This window comes from Nostoc sp. LEGE 12447 (assembly GCF_015206985.1).
GTDB lineage: Bacteria > Cyanobacteriota > Cyanobacteriia > Cyanobacteriales > Nostocaceae > Nostoc.
Map to the genome: position 1 here is coordinate 24,478 of NZ_JADEXT010000053.1, position 16,744 is coordinate 41,221.

The window sequence follows — 16,744 nt, forward strand, 5'->3', positions numbered from 1 at the left end:
TCTTCCTGCTATTCACAGAATATATCCTTTTTATCCTGTCAGAGGTTTTAGTTATGAGCAGGGTTATCTATATTTAATTTTAAGCCATAGAATTATCAAGTTAAAAAGCAATGTCACGCTATTAGCAAGAATAATTGGTAAAGATTGTAGATATATCCCATAAATTAACCACAAAAAAATACCAATTATGAATGTAATCAGCGTTAAGAAAGAAACATCTTTTGCTGATTTTGTTTGCCATGTTTTAAACATCTGTGGCAAAAAAGAGATTGTGGTTATTGTGGCAGCTGCTAATCCTAGAATTGTCAAAAAATCCATTGCGATACAAACCTATAAATTGAAGAATTCAGAAGTCAGAATGAAGACGCTTGATGACTCGCTTGCCGCCAGCGCTATCCACCAGTCGCACAAAATTCATTCTGTAGCTTGCTTCCCTGAAAGGGTATTCTGGCTCCTGACTCCTGAATTCTGTTTCGATAAAGTTTTTACTGATTGAAAAATTTAGAAGCTGCTTTTTGTAATTTTGTTGCATAGGTAATATAGGAATCCGATTTGATTTTTGTTCGCACAAGGTGGCTTACTTGCCTAGAAAGGCAAGAGGCAATAGGAAAGAGGAAAGAAGGGTCTTTGAGCTATACTGAATTTTTTCAAGAATCAAATATGAGTCCTATATCCTTTTCTTAGATAACCCTAGTGTATGATCGATAAGGTTATTCGGTTCTGGTGGGGAGCAGCTACCAGAGGTAACGGGGAAAGTTCGGTGCAAATCCGGCGCTGTCCCGCAACTGTAAACCAATTTGAGATGTAATCTAAATATCTCAAATTGAGTGAGTCAGGATGCCCGCCGAAATAGATTTACTAGTTCCACATATCTGCGAGGTACAGATGACTACTACTGTGAATATTTCCCCAGCGAATCCCTTGGGTGTTGCTGACCATACTTTATTTGTTTGCAAAACTTGTGCTAGCGTTTGGCAAGAGGGAAAACGCTTGGGTGAAAGTGGTGGTGAAAAACTTCTACACCAACTTCAGCAACTTGCACAAGATTGGGAGTTACGAGATGAATTCCCAATTCAAGAAGTTGAATGCATGAGTGCTTGTAATCGTTCCTGTGTGGTTGCTTTTGCTGCCAAAGGTAAATTAACATATTTGTTTGGTGATTTAGCCGTTGATGATAGTGCATCTGCGATACTAAAATGCGCTAGTCAATACTATGTCAAAGCAGATGGTTTGCTGCCTTGGTCGGAGCGTCCAGAAGCCCTGAAGAAGGGCATTTTAGCCAAAATTCCACCTTTATCTCACTAATGCGCGTTTTGATTCTGGGTGGTACAGGAGATGCCGCAGAACTAGCCGCTAGAGTCGCTACTATTCAAGGGTTAGATGTAATCACGTCTTTAGCAGGCCGCACCCGTGAACCATCAGTTCCCTTGGGCGATTTACGGGTTGGAGGCTTTGGTGGTGTGGCTGGATTGGCTAGCTATCTGCGAGTAATGCAAATTGACTTATTAATTGATGCAACCCATCCTTTTGCTAGTCAAATTTCTTTCAATGCGGCAGATGCTGCAAATGAAGTCAGAGTACCCCGTCTGATGTTAATACGCCCGCCTTGGGAAAAAGGAATTGGCGATCGCTGGATGGAAGTTGATAGCATTGAAGCCGCCGCCGCATCACTGCAAAACCAAGCACATCGGGTATTTTTGACGGTTGGCAGACAAGAACTCGCCGCCTTTGCTCATCTAAAGGAAATTTGGTTTTTGATGCGGATGATTGATCCTCCTGTTGATGATGCCTTAGTGCCACCGGGGATGGTATTGTGCGATCGCGGGCCTTTTACCCTCAATAATGAAAGGCAAATCCTGATTGATCACAAGATTGATACCATAGTGAGTAAAAATAGCGGTGGCGATGCCACAAAGCCCAAAATTATTGCAGCACGAGAACTGGGCATGAAGGTTGTGATGGTAAATCGTCCAGCCATACCGGCAGGAGAGCAAGTTAGTGATGTTGAAGGTGCTTTGGCATGGCTATTTGACAAATTGCAGAACTAGTGATAGTACAAATTTTCCATCTAAAACAAGAGAATTTGGTAGACGAAACGCGATCGCATCAATAAAAACCCACCCCAACGAGAGAAATTATTTATTTGGCATATTACAAAGGGAGCGATCGCCCTCTTCCACTGCGGTGTTAGTTTTCAAATAATCCTGCACCAGAGTGCAACCATAATTCAGTACATCTAGATTAAGAATTCGCGGCAAATTCCACAGAATGAGCGTGTTGTCATCACCCCCTGAAACAAGCAAAGTTCCATCAGGGCTGATCGCAACCACCCTAATCCCTGCGGTATGTCCGGTGAGGGTTGTTACTTCCGTACCATCTAGCTTCCAAAGTTTGATGCTGGCATCAACACTGCCAGAAGCAACAATTTTTCCATCAGGAGTAAATGCAATTCCCCAAATCCCAGCTTTATGACCTTTGAATGTATTCAATAACTTGCCGTCTAACGTCCACAACTTAACGGTGTTGTCGCCACTTCCACTAGCTAGCATTTTACTATCTTGGCTAAAAACAACTCTCCATACTGCCGCCGAGTGTCCTACAAGGGTTCTAAACAAATTGCCGTCAAGCGTCCACAACTTAGCAGTAGTGTCACTGCTAGCTGAACCAACGAGCCGACTGTCTGGACTAAATACGACGTGCCAAACTTCCGCCTGATGTCCTTTGAGTACCTGCAAAGTCGCGGTGCGATGGGCTACGCCCCGCCAGAGGCGATCGCGCCTCCATATCTGAATATTTTTGTCAACACCTGCCATTGCAATTGTTTGCCCGTCAGGACTCAACACCCCTGATGTCAATTTGCTGTAAACATTTTTGTAACTAGCAATTAAAGTGCCATCTTGCTTCTTGATTTTTACCGAATCATCGGAAGTGAAAAGCGCGATTAACTTGTCATCGCCACTGAATGAAACTTCGGAGACTTCGCCCTTGGTTTCAGTGATAGTTTTGAGCAATTTGCCTTGACGACTCCAAAATTTCACCATATTTTCGTGGCTGGTTGTAGCGATAGTTGAACTATCAGAGGCGATCGCTATTGACCAAATCCCGGACTTATGTGCAACGATAGACTTTTGAAATGGATTTTGACTTTGCCAGAGCCTGACAACGTTTTCTGCACCTGCCGAAGCAATAAAGCTACCATCTGGACTAAAAGTTACACCCCAAACTGATGCACTGTGCCCTCTAAGCGTCCTCAGTTCTGTACCATCAATATTCCAAAGTTGAATTGTTTTGTCGAGACTGGCACTGGCAATAGTCTGGCCATCGGGACTAAATGCTACTCCCGAAATTCCGGCATCATGCCCTTGCAGAGTTTTATCAAGGCGGTAGCTTTTACTTATGCTGTCTCGCCGCCAAAGTTTAACAGTTCTGTCTTCACTCGCTGAAGCAATAGTCTGTCCGTCAGGGCTGAAAGCTATTCCTACAACCCAAGCAGTGTGACCTTCGAGAGTTTGTACAGGCTTGGCGTTTTGCCAGCCTGAATCATCTCGTTTCCAGAGTTTTACTGTCCTGTCTAGACTGGCAGCAGCAATAGTCTGGCCATCAGGACTAAAAGTGACTCCCCAAAACGCACCTTTAGAACCTTGGAATGTCTTGAGCAAAGTACCATCTCGCTTCCAGAGTTTCACTGTTGCATCCCAACTAGCAGAGGCGAGGAACTGACCATCAGGACTAAATGCTACTCCCCAAACTGAAGCGGTGTGACCTTTAAAAGTTTTGAGCAGAGTACCATCTAGTTTCCAGAGTTTAATAGTGCCATCTTCACCCGCCGAGGCGAGGAACTGACCGTCAGAACTAAAATCTACTGCTCTAACTGCTCCCTTATGACCTTTGAGAGTTGCAACTTCCGTACCATCACGTCGCCAAAGCTTAACTGTATTGTCTATACTGGCTGAGGCAATTAAAGAACTATCAGGACTAACATCTACCGCCATAATACTTGCTGTATGATCGGAAAACCGATTGTATTCATCTGCTCCATAAACTGCTTGCCTGAGTGCGTTTTCAACTTGAGGTGCAAGATTTGAGTTAGTTGTTCCTAGCTTGTGCAGTCTGTCTTTGGCTTTGATTGCTTCTACAAGTGCATCTAACCTCCGTTGGGAAGCAAACAGTCCAGCAGAAGAAGATACAAGCGCTCGAATTTCGCTGCTCTTAGCTTGACTTTCGCTTTTTTTGGTTTGACGATACATAATGAAACTTCCCACCCCCAAAATGCTGGAGACGAGCAAACCAATACACACTGCAACTAGTAAAAACCTTTGAAATTTAGCAGTTTTTTGCTCCTGTGCTAGTCGTGCTTCTACCTCTTTCGCCCGTGCTGCCTCTAATGCTGTTTGCACTTCGCGCTGTTCGCATTCTTGACTTGCGGCTAAAAATTGATAATCCCAATTGCTTAGACTTTTGCCCTGTATCCAATTTTGAGTATCTTTGAGAGCCTGTCCTCGCAATAAACGCGATTCATCTTTATACCCTGATGCTACCCAAGCATTAAATGTCTGCGAATAAGGGCGGAGATTGTCTAATTGTTTTAACACCCATTCGGTATTGAAAACACTCCGATAGATGGGATTTTTAATTTTGAGATAGCCGTTGTGTTTCTCTACTAAACCAGATAACAAAAGCTCTGTTTGTTCTCGACTATCATCAATCGGAACAGGAAGATGAGGCAAAGTGAAAAACTCTTCTCCCCTACTCGATGACATTTCCTTCTGGGAGAAGCCTCCACTACTAAACTGCTCCTCTGCTTGCAACACCTTTTGATAAATACCCAACAACCGCCCTGCTCGTTGGTCGTTGAATAATAGGCGATCTCTTATAGTACGTAGATGTTCTGGTTCGTCTTGTGATTGCCAATTTTGAATAATATGCGTTTTCACTAATTGCTCAATCCAAAATGCTTCTGTACCTGGAATGAGGCTAATCATTCCTGTAGCATTTTCAGCAGCAAGTTGAATAACTAAGTTACAAAGTTTTTGTGTGAGAAACGGTTGTCCCTCTGTCCAATGAATAATTTCTTGCAGTATTGCTTGTGGTTGACTGACTACTTCCTTTACTCCTTGAAGCAGAGGAGTAGCTTCATAGAGTTGAAAGCCGTGTAACTCAATTGCTTTACCAAGGTTAAAGGGTGTGCGGCCTTTATCAGCGATGAGGTCGGAAGGACTTGCCACACCAAATAGTGCAAATCCCAAGCGATTAAAGTTTGAATTCTCTGGTCGCTGATTATAGCATTGACGAATCCAAGCAAAAAAGTCGTTAATTGGGAAACTTAAACTAAGTAGGCTATCAATCTCATCAATAAAGATGAAAATGCGTTCGGCTTTGGCGTTTGGTAGTAAAACTTCTTCAACAAAAGAGTGTAGTTTTTGTACTGAGGAAATACCTTTTTGCGTCTCCCACCAACGTTTAAAGTTGATCTGTTCTGCTAAATTTAAGCTGTAGAACAAGCTGATAATGATGCCTTTGTACCACTGTTCTGGCGTAGTATCCTCAATACCTAAGATGGTCATATCCAAATAAACACAGCTATAGCCTTCTTCTCTAAGACGATAACTGGTGCGCTGTAGTAAGGATGACTTACCCATCTGGCGAGAGTTGAAAACGTAACAAAAATCCCCAGCTTTCAGGCTAGTATAAAGTTTTTCGTCTGCGTCACGGATAACATACGTGGGATCGTCACTGCGGAGACTACCTCCTACTTGGTATCTCATACTGAAGTGTAATTATCAAATACAGAGTTTAAGAAAGTGGGCGGAAATAATTGTCGTTGAGATAAGGCAATAGATATAAGGGTTTTAGCCTAGTTCATTTTTTTACATAGTTTGATTTTATTGTGCCAACTTACTTACGTAAACAATAGCTGAAAAGAAAGACTTTCAGATAGGAACAATACCATACGAGAAGACGCTTTGCGTCTACATGAATTGTGCCTACATTTCGTGTATATCTTTGCCAGGTTAGGATTTTTTAGCAGTTTGATCGAGTATTACCATAAATGATAGTGATAGATGGCAACGTAGTGTGAGTTGGGAGGATATAAAAGCGTCTGTGATAACTCTACAAGACTCATGTGTAAGCTATCACTTACTAGGATAGAGGAATATAAGCAAGGTTTTCCAAATTCAATTAAATGGAAATTTGTTTTATTCTCTGCATAAATTAATTAAAATGGGATGAAAGATAATTAAGCTGCTCGTGGAAGATAAGCACTCCACAAAACAAAAAATTTATAAGCCTCATTATGATTATGGGGTACGAGGTAATTAAGTATGATTCATCACATATCTATTTCTGTTAAAAACCCCCAGCACGTTGCCGAGGTTTTAGCTGAAGTCTTGAATGGCCAAGCTTTTCCCTTTTTCCCTCACCCAGGCAGCTATATGGTTTTTCCACTTGATGAATATGGAACAGGGATTGAAGTTTACCCGTTAAAAACTCAGCTAATGCCTGGTGAAGGAGATAACCAGTGTACATTTGCAGAAAATCCTACTTCTTCTGGGTTCACAGCTACTCATGCAGCAATTTCAGTTTCTTCTAGTCAAGAAAAAATTGAGTTGATTGGTAAACGTGAAGGTTGGAGAGTGTTACGTTGTAACCGCGATTCTTTTTTTGATGTTATTGAGTTCTGGTTGGAAAACACAGTCATGATAGAACTACTCACACCGGAAATGTCGGCTCAATATTTGGCAGTAACGCAGCCAGAAAATTTGAAGAAAGCTTTTAATTTATAACTCTGCTACTGCTAATTTAACAAAACTATTAACTAATTTAAAATTGTTCGCGCAGCCTCTTTTAGAGAATTGAAGAGAGTTTCAGACTCTTATTTAGGGACATTCCAACAAAAAATATCCCATTGTAGGGGCAATTGGGCAATTGACGTAAAGCGGCTACTCTACAAGTTCTCCAACGGAGTAGCCGGAGGGTATTCTACCTATGTAAATAAGGAATAATTGACAAGTACATTCTCTGTAGAGACGGCGGTAAATCGCGTTTCTCTAACGTATCAGTCTTTTAGACGCGATAAATCGCGTCTCTACATGAGGGCTTTCTGGCTTATCCCAAAGTCACAGCAAAACACTTTTCAAACAACCTCTAACATCTCAGTAATTTTTTGGGTTTTTACTTGAGTGAATAGCTTTATTCAAATCCTGGAGCAAGTCTTCTTCCGCATCCCGCTCTTGCTTGAGTTCTCTAATCATTTCCTGACTAGAACCAATTAGCAAACCAGCAACTGCACCTACAAGGACGTATTTTTGCTCCAAATCTTGATACATTTGACTCGTGTAGGGGCAAGGAAGTAAATTAGCAGCAATAAAACCAATTCCTGCACCCAAAAATACCGTCACAAAGCCAGAGAAAGCGATCAGTTTAGCATTCATTTGCTTTGCTCCAATGCTTATAACTTTGCTAAATTACTAGGAGATACTCTACATTGTCTCCGCAGTTGCCAAAGTTGCTACTTAATCTTTACCTCTTGTAATAGTAGACAGAGTGGGAGGATGAGCTTTCAAGGGCAGGTTTTTAGAAAAGGGTAAAAGATAGAATAAAACATCGTGACATAAAGCAGGTCATGAACGAGTATTCAGGTTTAAACAGCTGGATAGTGATCGTTAGCGCAAAGCTACCACACTTAAGTCAGCCACAGGCGAAGGTACTGGCAATGTGGAGTAATGGATCTGGGAATGATGACGAAGCAGCAAATCATGTGGCACATAATTTACCGCCTGCTCTCCAACCCACACGCCTTTTGAGTTGTTTCCGTCGTGGTTTCATCAAAGTTATCGTTGCTTTGTTATTGGGTCAGCCTCTCCCTTTTGGTCACTTTTTCCCTCAACCTTGGACTACTAATCTCTACTTCTCTTCTGCCTAAAAAATAAAAACCTGCCCTTGAAAGCCTGCCCCCTTCCCCCTACCTCAAAATTAAGAAGCTGGCTTTTTCAGTCAGGATTCGCTAAACTCACGCATATTAAATTTGCAATTAAATACTTTCAATTAGCAACGCCAGAAGACTAGGGTACAGATGTGGGAAACAAAATTCAATTCATAGATAGGCTGCGATTAGGTTTCGCAGTGTCAGTGGCAAAAAGTGTGACGTTTATAGTGCGATCGCTCCGTCTGGGTGCTGCTAGTGTATTACCAGGCTCGATTGCTCGTCGCATTGAACCCCGACTTTTACAATTATTGAGTCAGCAAGTTAAAAATGGAGTGATTTTAATTGCTGGTACTAACGGCAAAACCACTACAGCCCTGCTTTTATGCACAATCCTAGAGCGCAAGGGTTTTCGCGTCACTCATAATTCTACAGGTGCAAATCTAGAAAATGGCTTGATGACGGCGCTGTTAGAAAGCACCAACTTACTAGGCACGCTAAATACTGATTACGCCATTTTGGAAGTGGATGAAAATATTGTACCAAGAGTATTAAAGCCACTCCAGCCGCGAATTATTCTCTGTTTAAACTTGTTCCGCGACCAGCTTGATAGGTACGGCGAAGTAGATACAATTAGTAAACGTTGGACAAAAGTTATTTCTACCCTACCAACAGAAACGGTGGTAATTCCTAATGCTGATGACCCAACTTTATCTAACCTTGGTCAGCAGTTACCGCAACGAGTGTTATTCTTTGGCTTAAATGAACCAGAACACTATCTAGAAGCTATTCCTCACGCTGTTGATTCTATCTATTGCCCCAAATGTGGACATTCTCTAGATTACAAGGGTGTCTATTTGTCTCATTTGGGAGATTTCACTTGTCCCAAGTGTGGTTTCACTAAAAGTAAACCGACTCTAGAAAGTAGTGAATGGTCACAAATTCTGGTTGGTTTGTACAACAAATATAATACTTTAGCTGCTGCTACTGCGGCTATTGAGCTAGGAGTTGATGAAGTAACGATCAGAGACACTATTAACAACTTCCAAGCTGCCTTTGGTCGTGCAGAAGATTTAGTAATTAACGGTAAACGAGTGCGAATATTGTTATCAAAAAATCCCGTAGGGACGAATGAAACCATTCGCGTAGTAACTCAAAGCACAGATAAAACTACACTGCTGGTATTGAACGATCGCACACCCGATGGCACTGATGTATCCTGGATTTGGGACGTAGATACCGAGAAATTAGTTGAACGCGGCGGGACTTTAGTAGTGAGTGGCGATCGCGTCTACGATATGGCACTACGTCTACGTTACAGCCAAAAGTCCCTTGAGAGTAACTTAAATTTAATTGTGGAAGAAGATTTGCGACAAGCGATCGCAACTGCATTAGAACATACACCAGAGAATGAAACTCTGCATATTCTGCCCACCTACTCAGCCATGCTAGAAGTGCGAGAAGTTCTTACTGGGCGAAAAATTCTTTAAATTTGTCATTTGTCATTCGTCAGTAGTTATTCTCGTCCCAATTCCCCATTCCCAATTCCCCTTTCCCCTTTCCCAAAATTTATGAGTTCTCAAAATTTGGAATTAACAATAGGTTGGCTTTATCCGACGCTGATGAGTACCTATGGCGATCGCGGTAATGTAATTACTATAGAACGTCGCGCCGAGTGGCGGGGATACGATGTTAAAGTATTACCTCTAGATCAAAATGCCACAGCCGCAGATATTAAAACTGTAGATGTCATAGTTGGTGGTGGCGCACAAGATCGTCAGCAAGAAATTGTCATGCGTGATTTGCAAGGTGCGAAAGCTGATGCAATGCGCGAAAAAATCGAAAATGGAACACCGGGAGTATTTACCTGTGGTTCCCCCCAATTACTGGGACATTATTATGAACCAGGCTTAGGACAACGGATTGATGGTTTGGGAATACTCGATTTAGTCTCGGTTCATCCTGGTGAAAATACTAAGCGCTGTATTGGTAACTTGGTAATTGAAGTGACAGCTTCACGCCTAGCACAAGATTTAAAAGAGATGACTGGTACTACACCGTATTTGGTAGGCTTTGAAAATCACGGCGGACGTACCAAACTGGGAAAAGTGGAAGCTTTAGGGCGCGTGGTGTACGGTTTGGGAAATAATGGTGAAGATGGGACAGAAGGAGCATTTTATCAGAATGCGATCGCTACTTATTCCCACGGCCCTTTGTTACCGAAAAATCCCTTTGTCGCCGATTGGTTAATTCAAACAGCATTGCGGCTAAAGTATCAGCAGGAAATTACCTTAAAACCTTTTGACGATAGCCTCGCTGCACAAGCAAGAGAAGCGATGTTTAAGCGGTTGAAAGTCAGTTTACCAGGTGCTGCGGCAGCGAAAGTTTAACCTCAGTTCGCTGATTAAGCCTCTCTCCGTGTCGGGGCAGGGTGTACACACAAGTCCTTCTCACCCCCTCTAACCCTCCCCTTGTAAAGTCTACGGTGTACACACATCTCTATACAAAACCAAAATTGTGTAGATCCTCCTAAATACTCCTTAAAAAGGAGGACTTTGAGAGGTTTTTGCCCCCCTTTTTAAGGGGGGTTGGGGGGATCAAAAGGCTCTGGGGCAACTCTAGAAGACTTGTGTGTACACCGTAGCCTTGTAAAGTGGAGGGTTAGGGTGGGGTAAAACGCTTGTAGGATAAGCGTTAGAACTTAAGTTGAATTTACGATCGCAGGATAATCAGGAAAACTCCGTCGCCGAGTATTTGAACCGGATGAATCCACCTTTGAACTCCGTTCACGAGTATTAAAGGCTCATTCATAAGCCTTTAATACTCGTAAACCATTATAAAAATTCATCAAATAAGGCAAAAGTAAAAAGCAAAAGAAATATTAAATTCATCTTGAATTTTTACTTTTTAATTTTTAATTCTTCAAGTGCGTCCGGTGAGGTTGGCAACTACAACTGCTAACTCGGCGGGATTTACTGGCTTGGGGACGTGGAGTTGAAAGCCTGCTAACAACGCTTGCGTGCGATCTTCTGCCCTAGCATAGGCTGTCAGCGCTACTGCTGGAATCCGCCCTCCTTGATCTGTTGGTAGCGCCCTCACTTGACGAATTAGTGCGTAGCCATCTTGTTGTGGCATACCGATATCGCTCACCATTATATGGGGGTGAAATTGTTGCAAAGCAAGCAGAGCTTCACAAGCAGATGCTGCTGCTATGACTTGCGCCCCATACAGTCCCAGAATGGTGGTGAGTAAATGACGCGCTTCTGCCTCATCATCGACAATTAGCACTCGCAAGTCATCTAATCTTGGCAGGTAATTATTAGCCTCTGGGACATCCACCAGAGATGAAGGCAGCTCTGCTGTATTAGCCTCTACATAAACGGCTTTCATCGGCAGATTGACAATGAATGTCGCTCCCTGTCCAATTCCTAGACTTTCAACAGAGACTGTGCCACCGTGTAATTCTACCAAGTGACGGACGATCGCTAACCCTAATCCTAGTCCGCCATGCGATCGCGTGCTGGAACTGTCAGCTTGACAAAAGCGTTCAAATACATGGGGGAGGAATTCGGCAGCAATTCCCGCTCCCGTATCGCTTACCCGAATTTGCACGGAAGATTCGATCCGCTCTAATTGCACATCAACTCTTCCACCCTTGGGTGTAAACTTGACGGCGTTGGAGAGCAAGTTCCACACAACCTGTTGCAAGCGGTTGGTATCACCCACAACTACCCCAACTTCAGGATCGAATCTACACTTGATGTTAATCTCTTTAGCCTCAGCTGCTGGGCGTACAGTATCGATTGCCGCCTCTACAAGTGGTACAAGTTTTATCCGATGGATACTGAGATGAAGTGTGCCTCTAATAATCCGTGACACATCTAGGACATCTTCGATTAGTTGCGTCAGGGATTTAGTGTTACGCTCAATTGTTTCTAGCGCCCGCGCAGTAGTAGCCTCATCAAACTTGCGATTTCTCAGTAGCTGCGTCCAACCCAATATGGCGTTTAAGGGTGTGCGGAGTTCGTGGGAGAGGGTGGCGAGAAACTCATCCTTCATCCGATTTGCTGCTTCTGCATCGGCGCGTGCTGCTTTTTCGCGCTCAAGCAGTTGTTCGCGTTCTTGCTCTGCTTGCTTGCGATCGGTAATATCGAGCATAAACCCATGTAGTAGCTGTGGCCCATTCTCATCCCGCACAACATTAACAATGTCATACAGCCACACAACTCTGCCATCAGCAGCCAACATTCTGTATTCAAATTCGTAATTATTTAGTGACAGCGAAGATTCTTGGCAATACTGAATAGCCCACTCGCAATCTTCTGGATGCATGTGTTTTTGCCAGAAATCATCGATGTACCAGTCTGATAATGGATAGCCAAGAATCTCAACGGTTTGCGGCCCTACATAAGTAAAATTTCCAGTAGTGGCATTCACCTCCCAAGGAATTATGCGGACTTTTTCGGTGAGCGTCTTTAACCGTTTCTCGCTCTGTTTTAGAGCGAATTCTGCTAACTTGTGAAGTGTAATATCTGTGATTAGGGCAACAAATCCTTCAACTTTTCCTTGCTCACTAAACTGGGGAACGTAACTTACATTTATGTAATGGTTTGTGCCATCTTTATGAGGTAATTGGGTTTCATAAGTGACTTCCTCTCCAGAAAGTACTGCTTCTACATAAGGAAGAATTGACTGATAAACCGACTCTCCCAGAATTTCTCTAATGTGTTTACCATAAATTTCGGAAGCGGGAAGCCCAAACCAGTCTTCATATCCCTTGTTATTAAAGCGATAACGCTGCTGGGAATCGACATAAGAAATCTGGACGGGCACAGCATTTGTAATTAGCCGCAGTTGATCTTCTCGTTGACACAGTGCTGCTTCTGCTCGTTTGCGTTCTGTGATATCGCGTTGAGTTCCCCACGCTCTGACTAAAAACCCATTTTCGACAATTCCCACTAGATTATTCAAAAAATATTTGGAATTACCTTGCTTATCTATTTCGTGAGACTCTGCATCGATTAATCGGTAGTTAGAACGGATAAAATTACGCAGGTATGCAATATTATGTGGATCGGAGGCAATGAGAAAATCTCCTAGTCTGGCGTTGATAATTTCTTCGGCACGAGAACAGCCATACATCTGTGCCATCACATTGTTGCATTCGGCTAAGTAAACATATTGGTAAAAATGTTGAATTTGCTCATCTTCTGGACAGTCCACCGAAATTGGTACTTCTAGTTCAATGCACCAAATACCTTCTGAACTCTGCTCTAAAAAAGCGCGGTAGCGTTCTTCGCTTTGGCATAGGGCAAGCTCTACCTGTTTGCGTTCGCTTAAATCAAGGACAAAAGAGATAATATCGTTAGAATTATTTTCTAACAAAGTAGAACCTAACAGGATGGGAACGCGAGTGTTATCTTTGCGGATGTATTCATTCTCAAAAGGCTGACATACTCCTTTGGCTTTGAGTTCTGCGATCGCACTGTTGTTTGTTTCAATATATTTTGGTGAGATCATGTCGCGCCATCGAACCCGCCCGGCAAGTAAATCTTCTTGCGAATAACCTACCATTCGTAAAAAAGCATCATTAGCTTCTGCGATCGCCCCATCCATATTGGCTACAATTACCCCAATAATGTTGGACTCTACCAACCTTCTAAACTTTGCCTCGCTCACTTTTAACTTCTGCAAACTCATTTGAAGATGTTGTTTGGCAGTGCGTAACTCTGAGTTTAGCAAGGTGATGAATGTTGTCACCAGGACAAACAAGCCTAACCGTCTTATGTTGTCTAGACTCGCAACCGAGAGCGAAAACACTGGCTCTAAGAAAAAATAGCTAACAGTTAAAGTAGACAAAGCAGTAGCCAGCAATCCTGCTTCCATACCACCATACCAAGCACTAACCGCTACGGCAGCAAAAAACAGCAGGAAAATAGTTGGTTTCAGTAGTGGCTGTAGCAATAGTGTTAGTAGCAATGCGCTACCAACAGCCAATAGTGCAACAGCATAGGGCGCTAGAAGGGAACGTGTTCCTTTCAATGTGGCTTCTCCTTTTATGCAGCTAGCTAAAGGATTATTCCCAAAATCAGCTAGAGAATGCGATGCGTTAGCCAGTCTGCGTTCGCTTCTAGCGTCTCGTAGAGAGCGTCACAGCCCGTCGTAGACATCGCTCAATATTTATTATGCATCGAAATAATACACATTAAAGCAGTTATTTGCTGTGAATCTATCTAAAGGATTAAAGCTTAGTTTTAGCAGAGGTTAAATAGCTAAGATTTATCGCTCTAATTATATATTTTATATTTCTCTATATCCGTCAAATAGCATAGCTTTAATTAATTTTTAAAATTAACTTCTTTTAGGATATAAGTCATCATTTCTCCTTTGCCTTTAACCTGAATTAAACCTCGTTTATCGAATAAGTATTTATCTTTTAAAAGCTGATAAGTTGCTTCACAGACCTGGATACTATCGGCTATTCCATGTGATTCCATTCTACTAGCAGTATTTACTGTATCTCCCCAGAGATCGTAAGCAAACTTTTTCAGACCAATCACTCCCGCTACAACGGGCCCTGTACTAATGCCAATACGGATGCTAAATAATTGATTATTTTCTGCATTAAAGATAGCTATAGAATTTTGCATATCCAACGCCATATTAGCTATTGCTGAAGCATGATCGTTAGACTGATTTGGCAATCCGGCAACAGCCATATATGCGTCGCCAATAGTCTTGATTTTCTCTACTCCGTGAAGTTCTGCTAATTGGTCAAACAAACAGAATATTGTATTTAATAACTCAACTAATTCCGTAGGAGATGTACGAGCTGAAAGCTCTGTAAAACCAACAATATCGGCAAATAATACCGTAACTTCCATAAAACTATCAGCAATAGTTGTAGGCTGTTGTTTTAATTGTTCTGCAATCATCCCTGGCAAAATATTTAGTAGCAGCCGTTCCGATTTTTGCTGCGCCAGTTCCATTGCTTTACGCGCATAAAATTCTTTTTTTCGCAAGCGTTCGTATAAAAATACAGAAAATACACAAATTATGCAAGTCCAAAAAAAGTATAATCCTTGTTCAGCATAAAAAGCTGATGGATTCTTCAATATAGGATTATATAAGAAATATAAGGTTAAATAGCAAATTATTGTTCCAAATTGAGATATTAAATGCATCCACCATTGAACTGGTATAATTGTAGCCTGAGTGAGAAACATCAGAGTCCAAATATTGCTTCTAGGTTCCAGATTATTAAACAATAAAGCTATATCAATTTGGACAACACAAGTTACAGCCCAGCATAAACTCAAAAAAATTAAATCAGGATGGCGACGACCGATAGGAGTTTTACATAAACCCCAACAAATAAGAGTGAATAATTCTACGACAATCCCAATTTTAAAGGCGTATATCTTGGCTTCTAGATATGAATTTTCCCAAAGGGAAAAAGCGATTAAAGTCAAGCCAACTACTAGCATAATTTGCGCCTGCAATTGTAGCCGTTTCAGTAGAAAGCTCTGTCGCTGTTCTTTGTAGGATTCGGCAAGGTTATTGTTGGTTTGCCGATTGGACATTCCGTGACTAATGAGCGCATCTAGTTGGGTTTTATCTGAGTTACTTGGATGAATCATGCACTTTTTGCGTTATTAGTAATCAAGGGACTAGGGAGTAAAGAAGGGAATAGGGTACAGGTTACAGGGTACAGATTATTCCCTATCACCTGTCACCTGTAACCTAATCCCTATGCCCAATTCCCAATACCCAATTCCCATAAATGGCTCGTACCCCTACACTAAATTTTGATCGTGGCACATTAATTTTGCATCCACCACCACGCGGCAAAGGTTGGATGGATTATGCTACGTGGGATGATAGAGTTGAAAAATTCCGCATTCCAGCAATTAGATACCGATCGCTAGTAGAAGCACTACAAGCGGAAGATGTGAATTTTATCGATGAGGCCAAGCAATTTTATCCTGTAGATTTGGTTCCGACTTTGGAAATGGAACCCTATCCACACCAGACTGAGGCGTTAGCGGCTTGGAAACTGGCGGGTAGGCAGGGAGTAGTTGTGCTTCCCACGGCGGCGGGAAAGACTTATTTAGCACAAATGGCGATGCAATCAACGCCGCGCACGACGCTGATTGTGGTGCCAACTCTAGATTTAATGCATCAGTGGTATGCACATTTGGTAGCAGCTTTCCCCGATGCTGAGGTGGGATTGCTGGGAGGTGGTTCGCGGGATAGAACAGCTATCTTAGTTGCAACTTATGATAGTGCCGCAATTCACGCCGAAACCTTGGGGAACCAATATGCGCTGATTGTTTTTGACGAATGTCACCATTTACCGACAGATTTTAATCGGGTTATCGCTGAATATGCGATCGCACCTTATCGTCTGGGACTCTCTGCTACACCAGAACGCACTGATGGTAAACACGCTGATTTAAATATTCTGATTGGTGAAGAAGTATATCGCAAACGCGCCGAAGATTTGGCGGGTCAGGCGTTAGCAGAACATGAAATTGTCCAAATTAAAGTAAAGTTATCGCAACTTGAGCGAGAAAGATACAATCAACTCATTCAAACCCGCAACGACTTTTTGAAGCAATCAAAGATTTCTTTGGGGAGTCTACAAGGTTGGCAAATGTTCGTGCAAATGAGTGCTAGATCGCAATCTGGACCTGACTTTTCCCGTTAAGTCTTGAAAGGCTTACTAATAAAGGATTTAAGAAACAGCACCGCAAATACGGTAAAGTAATTGCAATCGAGTGCTAAAGGTGACAAGCAATGCTGGACTGGTGGGAGAAG

The 16,744-nt window shown here is 42.3% G+C and carries 12 protein-coding genes, 1 pseudogene and 1 riboswitch; of the genes and pseudogenes, 8 read left to right on the top strand and 5 right to left on the bottom strand.

All coding sequences use genetic code 11. From position 1 onward, the window contains the following. Window positions 1–63: 63 nt before the first annotated feature. Window positions 64–261 carry a SemiSWEET transporter gene (locus IQ274_RS31425; RefSeq protein ID WP_228058493.1) on the bottom strand — a complete coding sequence of 66 codons (198 nt, stop codon included), beginning with the start codon at window positions 259–261 and terminating at the stop codon, window positions 64–66. Here IQ274_RS31425 and IQ274_RS36945 point away from each other — a divergent pair. The 3 genes from IQ274_RS36945 (at window position 188) to IQ274_RS31435 (ending at window position 2,048) form a co-directional block, all read left to right on the top strand. Continuing rightward, entirely contained in the window at window positions 188–496 is a 309-nt protein-coding gene (locus tag IQ274_RS36945; protein ID WP_228058494.1) for a hypothetical protein, read from the top strand. The two genes, IQ274_RS31425 and IQ274_RS36945, sit on opposite strands and share 74 nt — an antisense overlap. A gap of 202 nt (window positions 497–698) precedes the next feature. Beyond that, window positions 699–864: riboswitch (cobalamin riboswitch) on the top strand. Window positions 865–885: 21 nt separating this feature from the next. After that, a complete protein-coding gene (locus IQ274_RS31430) occupies window positions 886–1,305 on the top strand; it encodes a DUF1636 domain-containing protein (protein ID WP_163930792.1) in 420 nt (139 codons plus the stop codon). Then, window positions 1,305–2,048, top strand: coding sequence for a cobalt-precorrin-6A reductase (locus tag IQ274_RS31435; protein WP_163930755.1), 744 nt, complete (start codon window positions 1,305–1,307; stop codon window positions 2,046–2,048). Before IQ274_RS31430 ends, IQ274_RS31435 begins: the two co-directional genes overlap by 1 nt. Window positions 2,049–2,135: 87 nt before the next feature. On the opposite strand, the gene IQ274_RS31440 is transcribed toward IQ274_RS31435, so the two are convergent. Next, the gene (locus IQ274_RS31440; RefSeq protein ID WP_194144586.1) at window positions 2,136–5,765 is read right to left on the bottom strand and encodes an AAA-like domain-containing protein; all 3,630 of its coding nucleotides are present in this window, start codon (window positions 5,763–5,765) and stop codon (window positions 2,136–2,138) included. Window positions 5,766–6,323: 558 nt separating this feature from the next. Between IQ274_RS31440 and IQ274_RS31445 the strand changes: the two genes are divergently transcribed. Next, a complete protein-coding gene (locus IQ274_RS31445; protein WP_163930760.1) occupies window positions 6,324–6,785 on the top strand; it encodes a hypothetical protein in 462 nt (153 codons plus the stop codon). Between the two features lie 369 nt (window positions 6,786–7,154). Here IQ274_RS31445 and IQ274_RS31450 read toward each other — a convergent pair whose 3' ends face one another. After that, on the bottom strand, window positions 7,155–7,433 hold the full coding sequence (locus IQ274_RS31450; protein ID WP_012411093.1) for a hypothetical protein: 279 nt from the start codon (window positions 7,431–7,433) through the stop codon (window positions 7,155–7,157). Window positions 7,434–7,624: 191 nt separating this feature from the next. On the opposite strand from IQ274_RS31450, the gene IQ274_RS31455 reads away from it, so the two are divergent. The 3 genes from IQ274_RS31455 (at window position 7,625) to IQ274_RS31465 (ending at window position 10,314) form a co-directional block, all read left to right on the top strand. Beyond that, window positions 7,625–7,924 carry a hypothetical protein gene (locus IQ274_RS31455; RefSeq protein ID WP_163930764.1) on the top strand — a complete coding sequence of 100 codons (300 nt, stop codon included), beginning with the start codon at window positions 7,625–7,627 and terminating at the stop codon, window positions 7,922–7,924. A 152-nt stretch (window positions 7,925–8,076) separates the two neighbouring features. After that, the gene (locus IQ274_RS31460) at window positions 8,077–9,414 is read left to right on the top strand and encodes a MurT ligase domain-containing protein (RefSeq protein WP_163930766.1); all 1,338 of its coding nucleotides are present in this window, start codon (window positions 8,077–8,079) and stop codon (window positions 9,412–9,414) included. Window positions 9,415–9,495: 81 nt separating this feature from the next. Next, window positions 9,496–10,314, top strand: a complete 819-nt coding sequence (locus IQ274_RS31465) for a type 1 glutamine amidotransferase (protein WP_163930768.1) — start codon at window positions 9,496–9,498, stop codon at window positions 10,312–10,314. A 532-nt stretch (window positions 10,315–10,846) separates the two neighbouring features. On the opposite strand, the gene IQ274_RS31470 is transcribed toward IQ274_RS31465, so the two are convergent. Beyond that, window positions 10,847–13,966 carry a PAS domain S-box protein gene (locus IQ274_RS31470; RefSeq protein WP_194144587.1) on the bottom strand — a complete coding sequence of 1,040 codons (3,120 nt, stop codon included), beginning with the start codon at window positions 13,964–13,966 and terminating at the stop codon, window positions 10,847–10,849. A gap of 296 nt (window positions 13,967–14,262) precedes the next feature. Further along, the gene (locus IQ274_RS31475; protein ID WP_194144588.1) at window positions 14,263–15,564 is read right to left on the bottom strand and encodes an adenylate/guanylate cyclase domain-containing protein; all 1,302 of its coding nucleotides are present in this window, start codon (window positions 15,562–15,564) and stop codon (window positions 14,263–14,265) included. A 143-nt stretch (window positions 15,565–15,707) separates the two neighbouring features. Here IQ274_RS31475 and IQ274_RS31480 point away from each other — a divergent pair. Then, a pseudogene (locus IQ274_RS31480) lies at window positions 15,708–16,616 on the top strand (DEAD/DEAH box helicase); the annotation flags it as partial. Between the last annotated feature and the right edge of the window lie 128 nt (window positions 16,617–16,744).

Coding starts and splice junctions, on each gene's coding strand:
- IQ274_RS36945 (WP_228058494.1), top strand. CDS start 188: ATGAATGTAATCAGCGTTAAGAAAGAAACATCTTTTGCTGATTTTGTT.
- IQ274_RS31430 (WP_163930792.1), top strand. CDS start 886: ATGACTACTACTGTGAATATTTCCCCAGCGAATCCCTTGGGTGTTGCT.
- IQ274_RS31435 (WP_163930755.1), top strand. CDS start 1,305: ATGCGCGTTTTGATTCTGGGTGGTACAGGAGATGCCGCAGAACTAGCC.
- IQ274_RS31440 (WP_194144586.1), bottom strand. CDS start 5,765: ATGAGATACCAAGTAGGAGGTAGTCTCCGCAGTGACGATCCCACGTAT.
- IQ274_RS31445 (WP_163930760.1), top strand. CDS start 6,324: ATGATTCATCACATATCTATTTCTGTTAAAAACCCCCAGCACGTTGCC.
- IQ274_RS31450 (WP_012411093.1), bottom strand. CDS start 7,433: ATGAATGCTAAACTGATCGCTTTCTCTGGCTTTGTGACGGTATTTTTG.
- IQ274_RS31455 (WP_163930764.1), top strand. CDS start 7,625: ATGAACGAGTATTCAGGTTTAAACAGCTGGATAGTGATCGTTAGCGCA.
- IQ274_RS31465 (WP_163930768.1), top strand. CDS start 9,496: ATGAGTTCTCAAAATTTGGAATTAACAATAGGTTGGCTTTATCCGACG.
- IQ274_RS31475 (WP_194144588.1), bottom strand. CDS start 15,564: ATGATTCATCCAAGTAACTCAGATAAAACCCAACTAGATGCGCTCATT.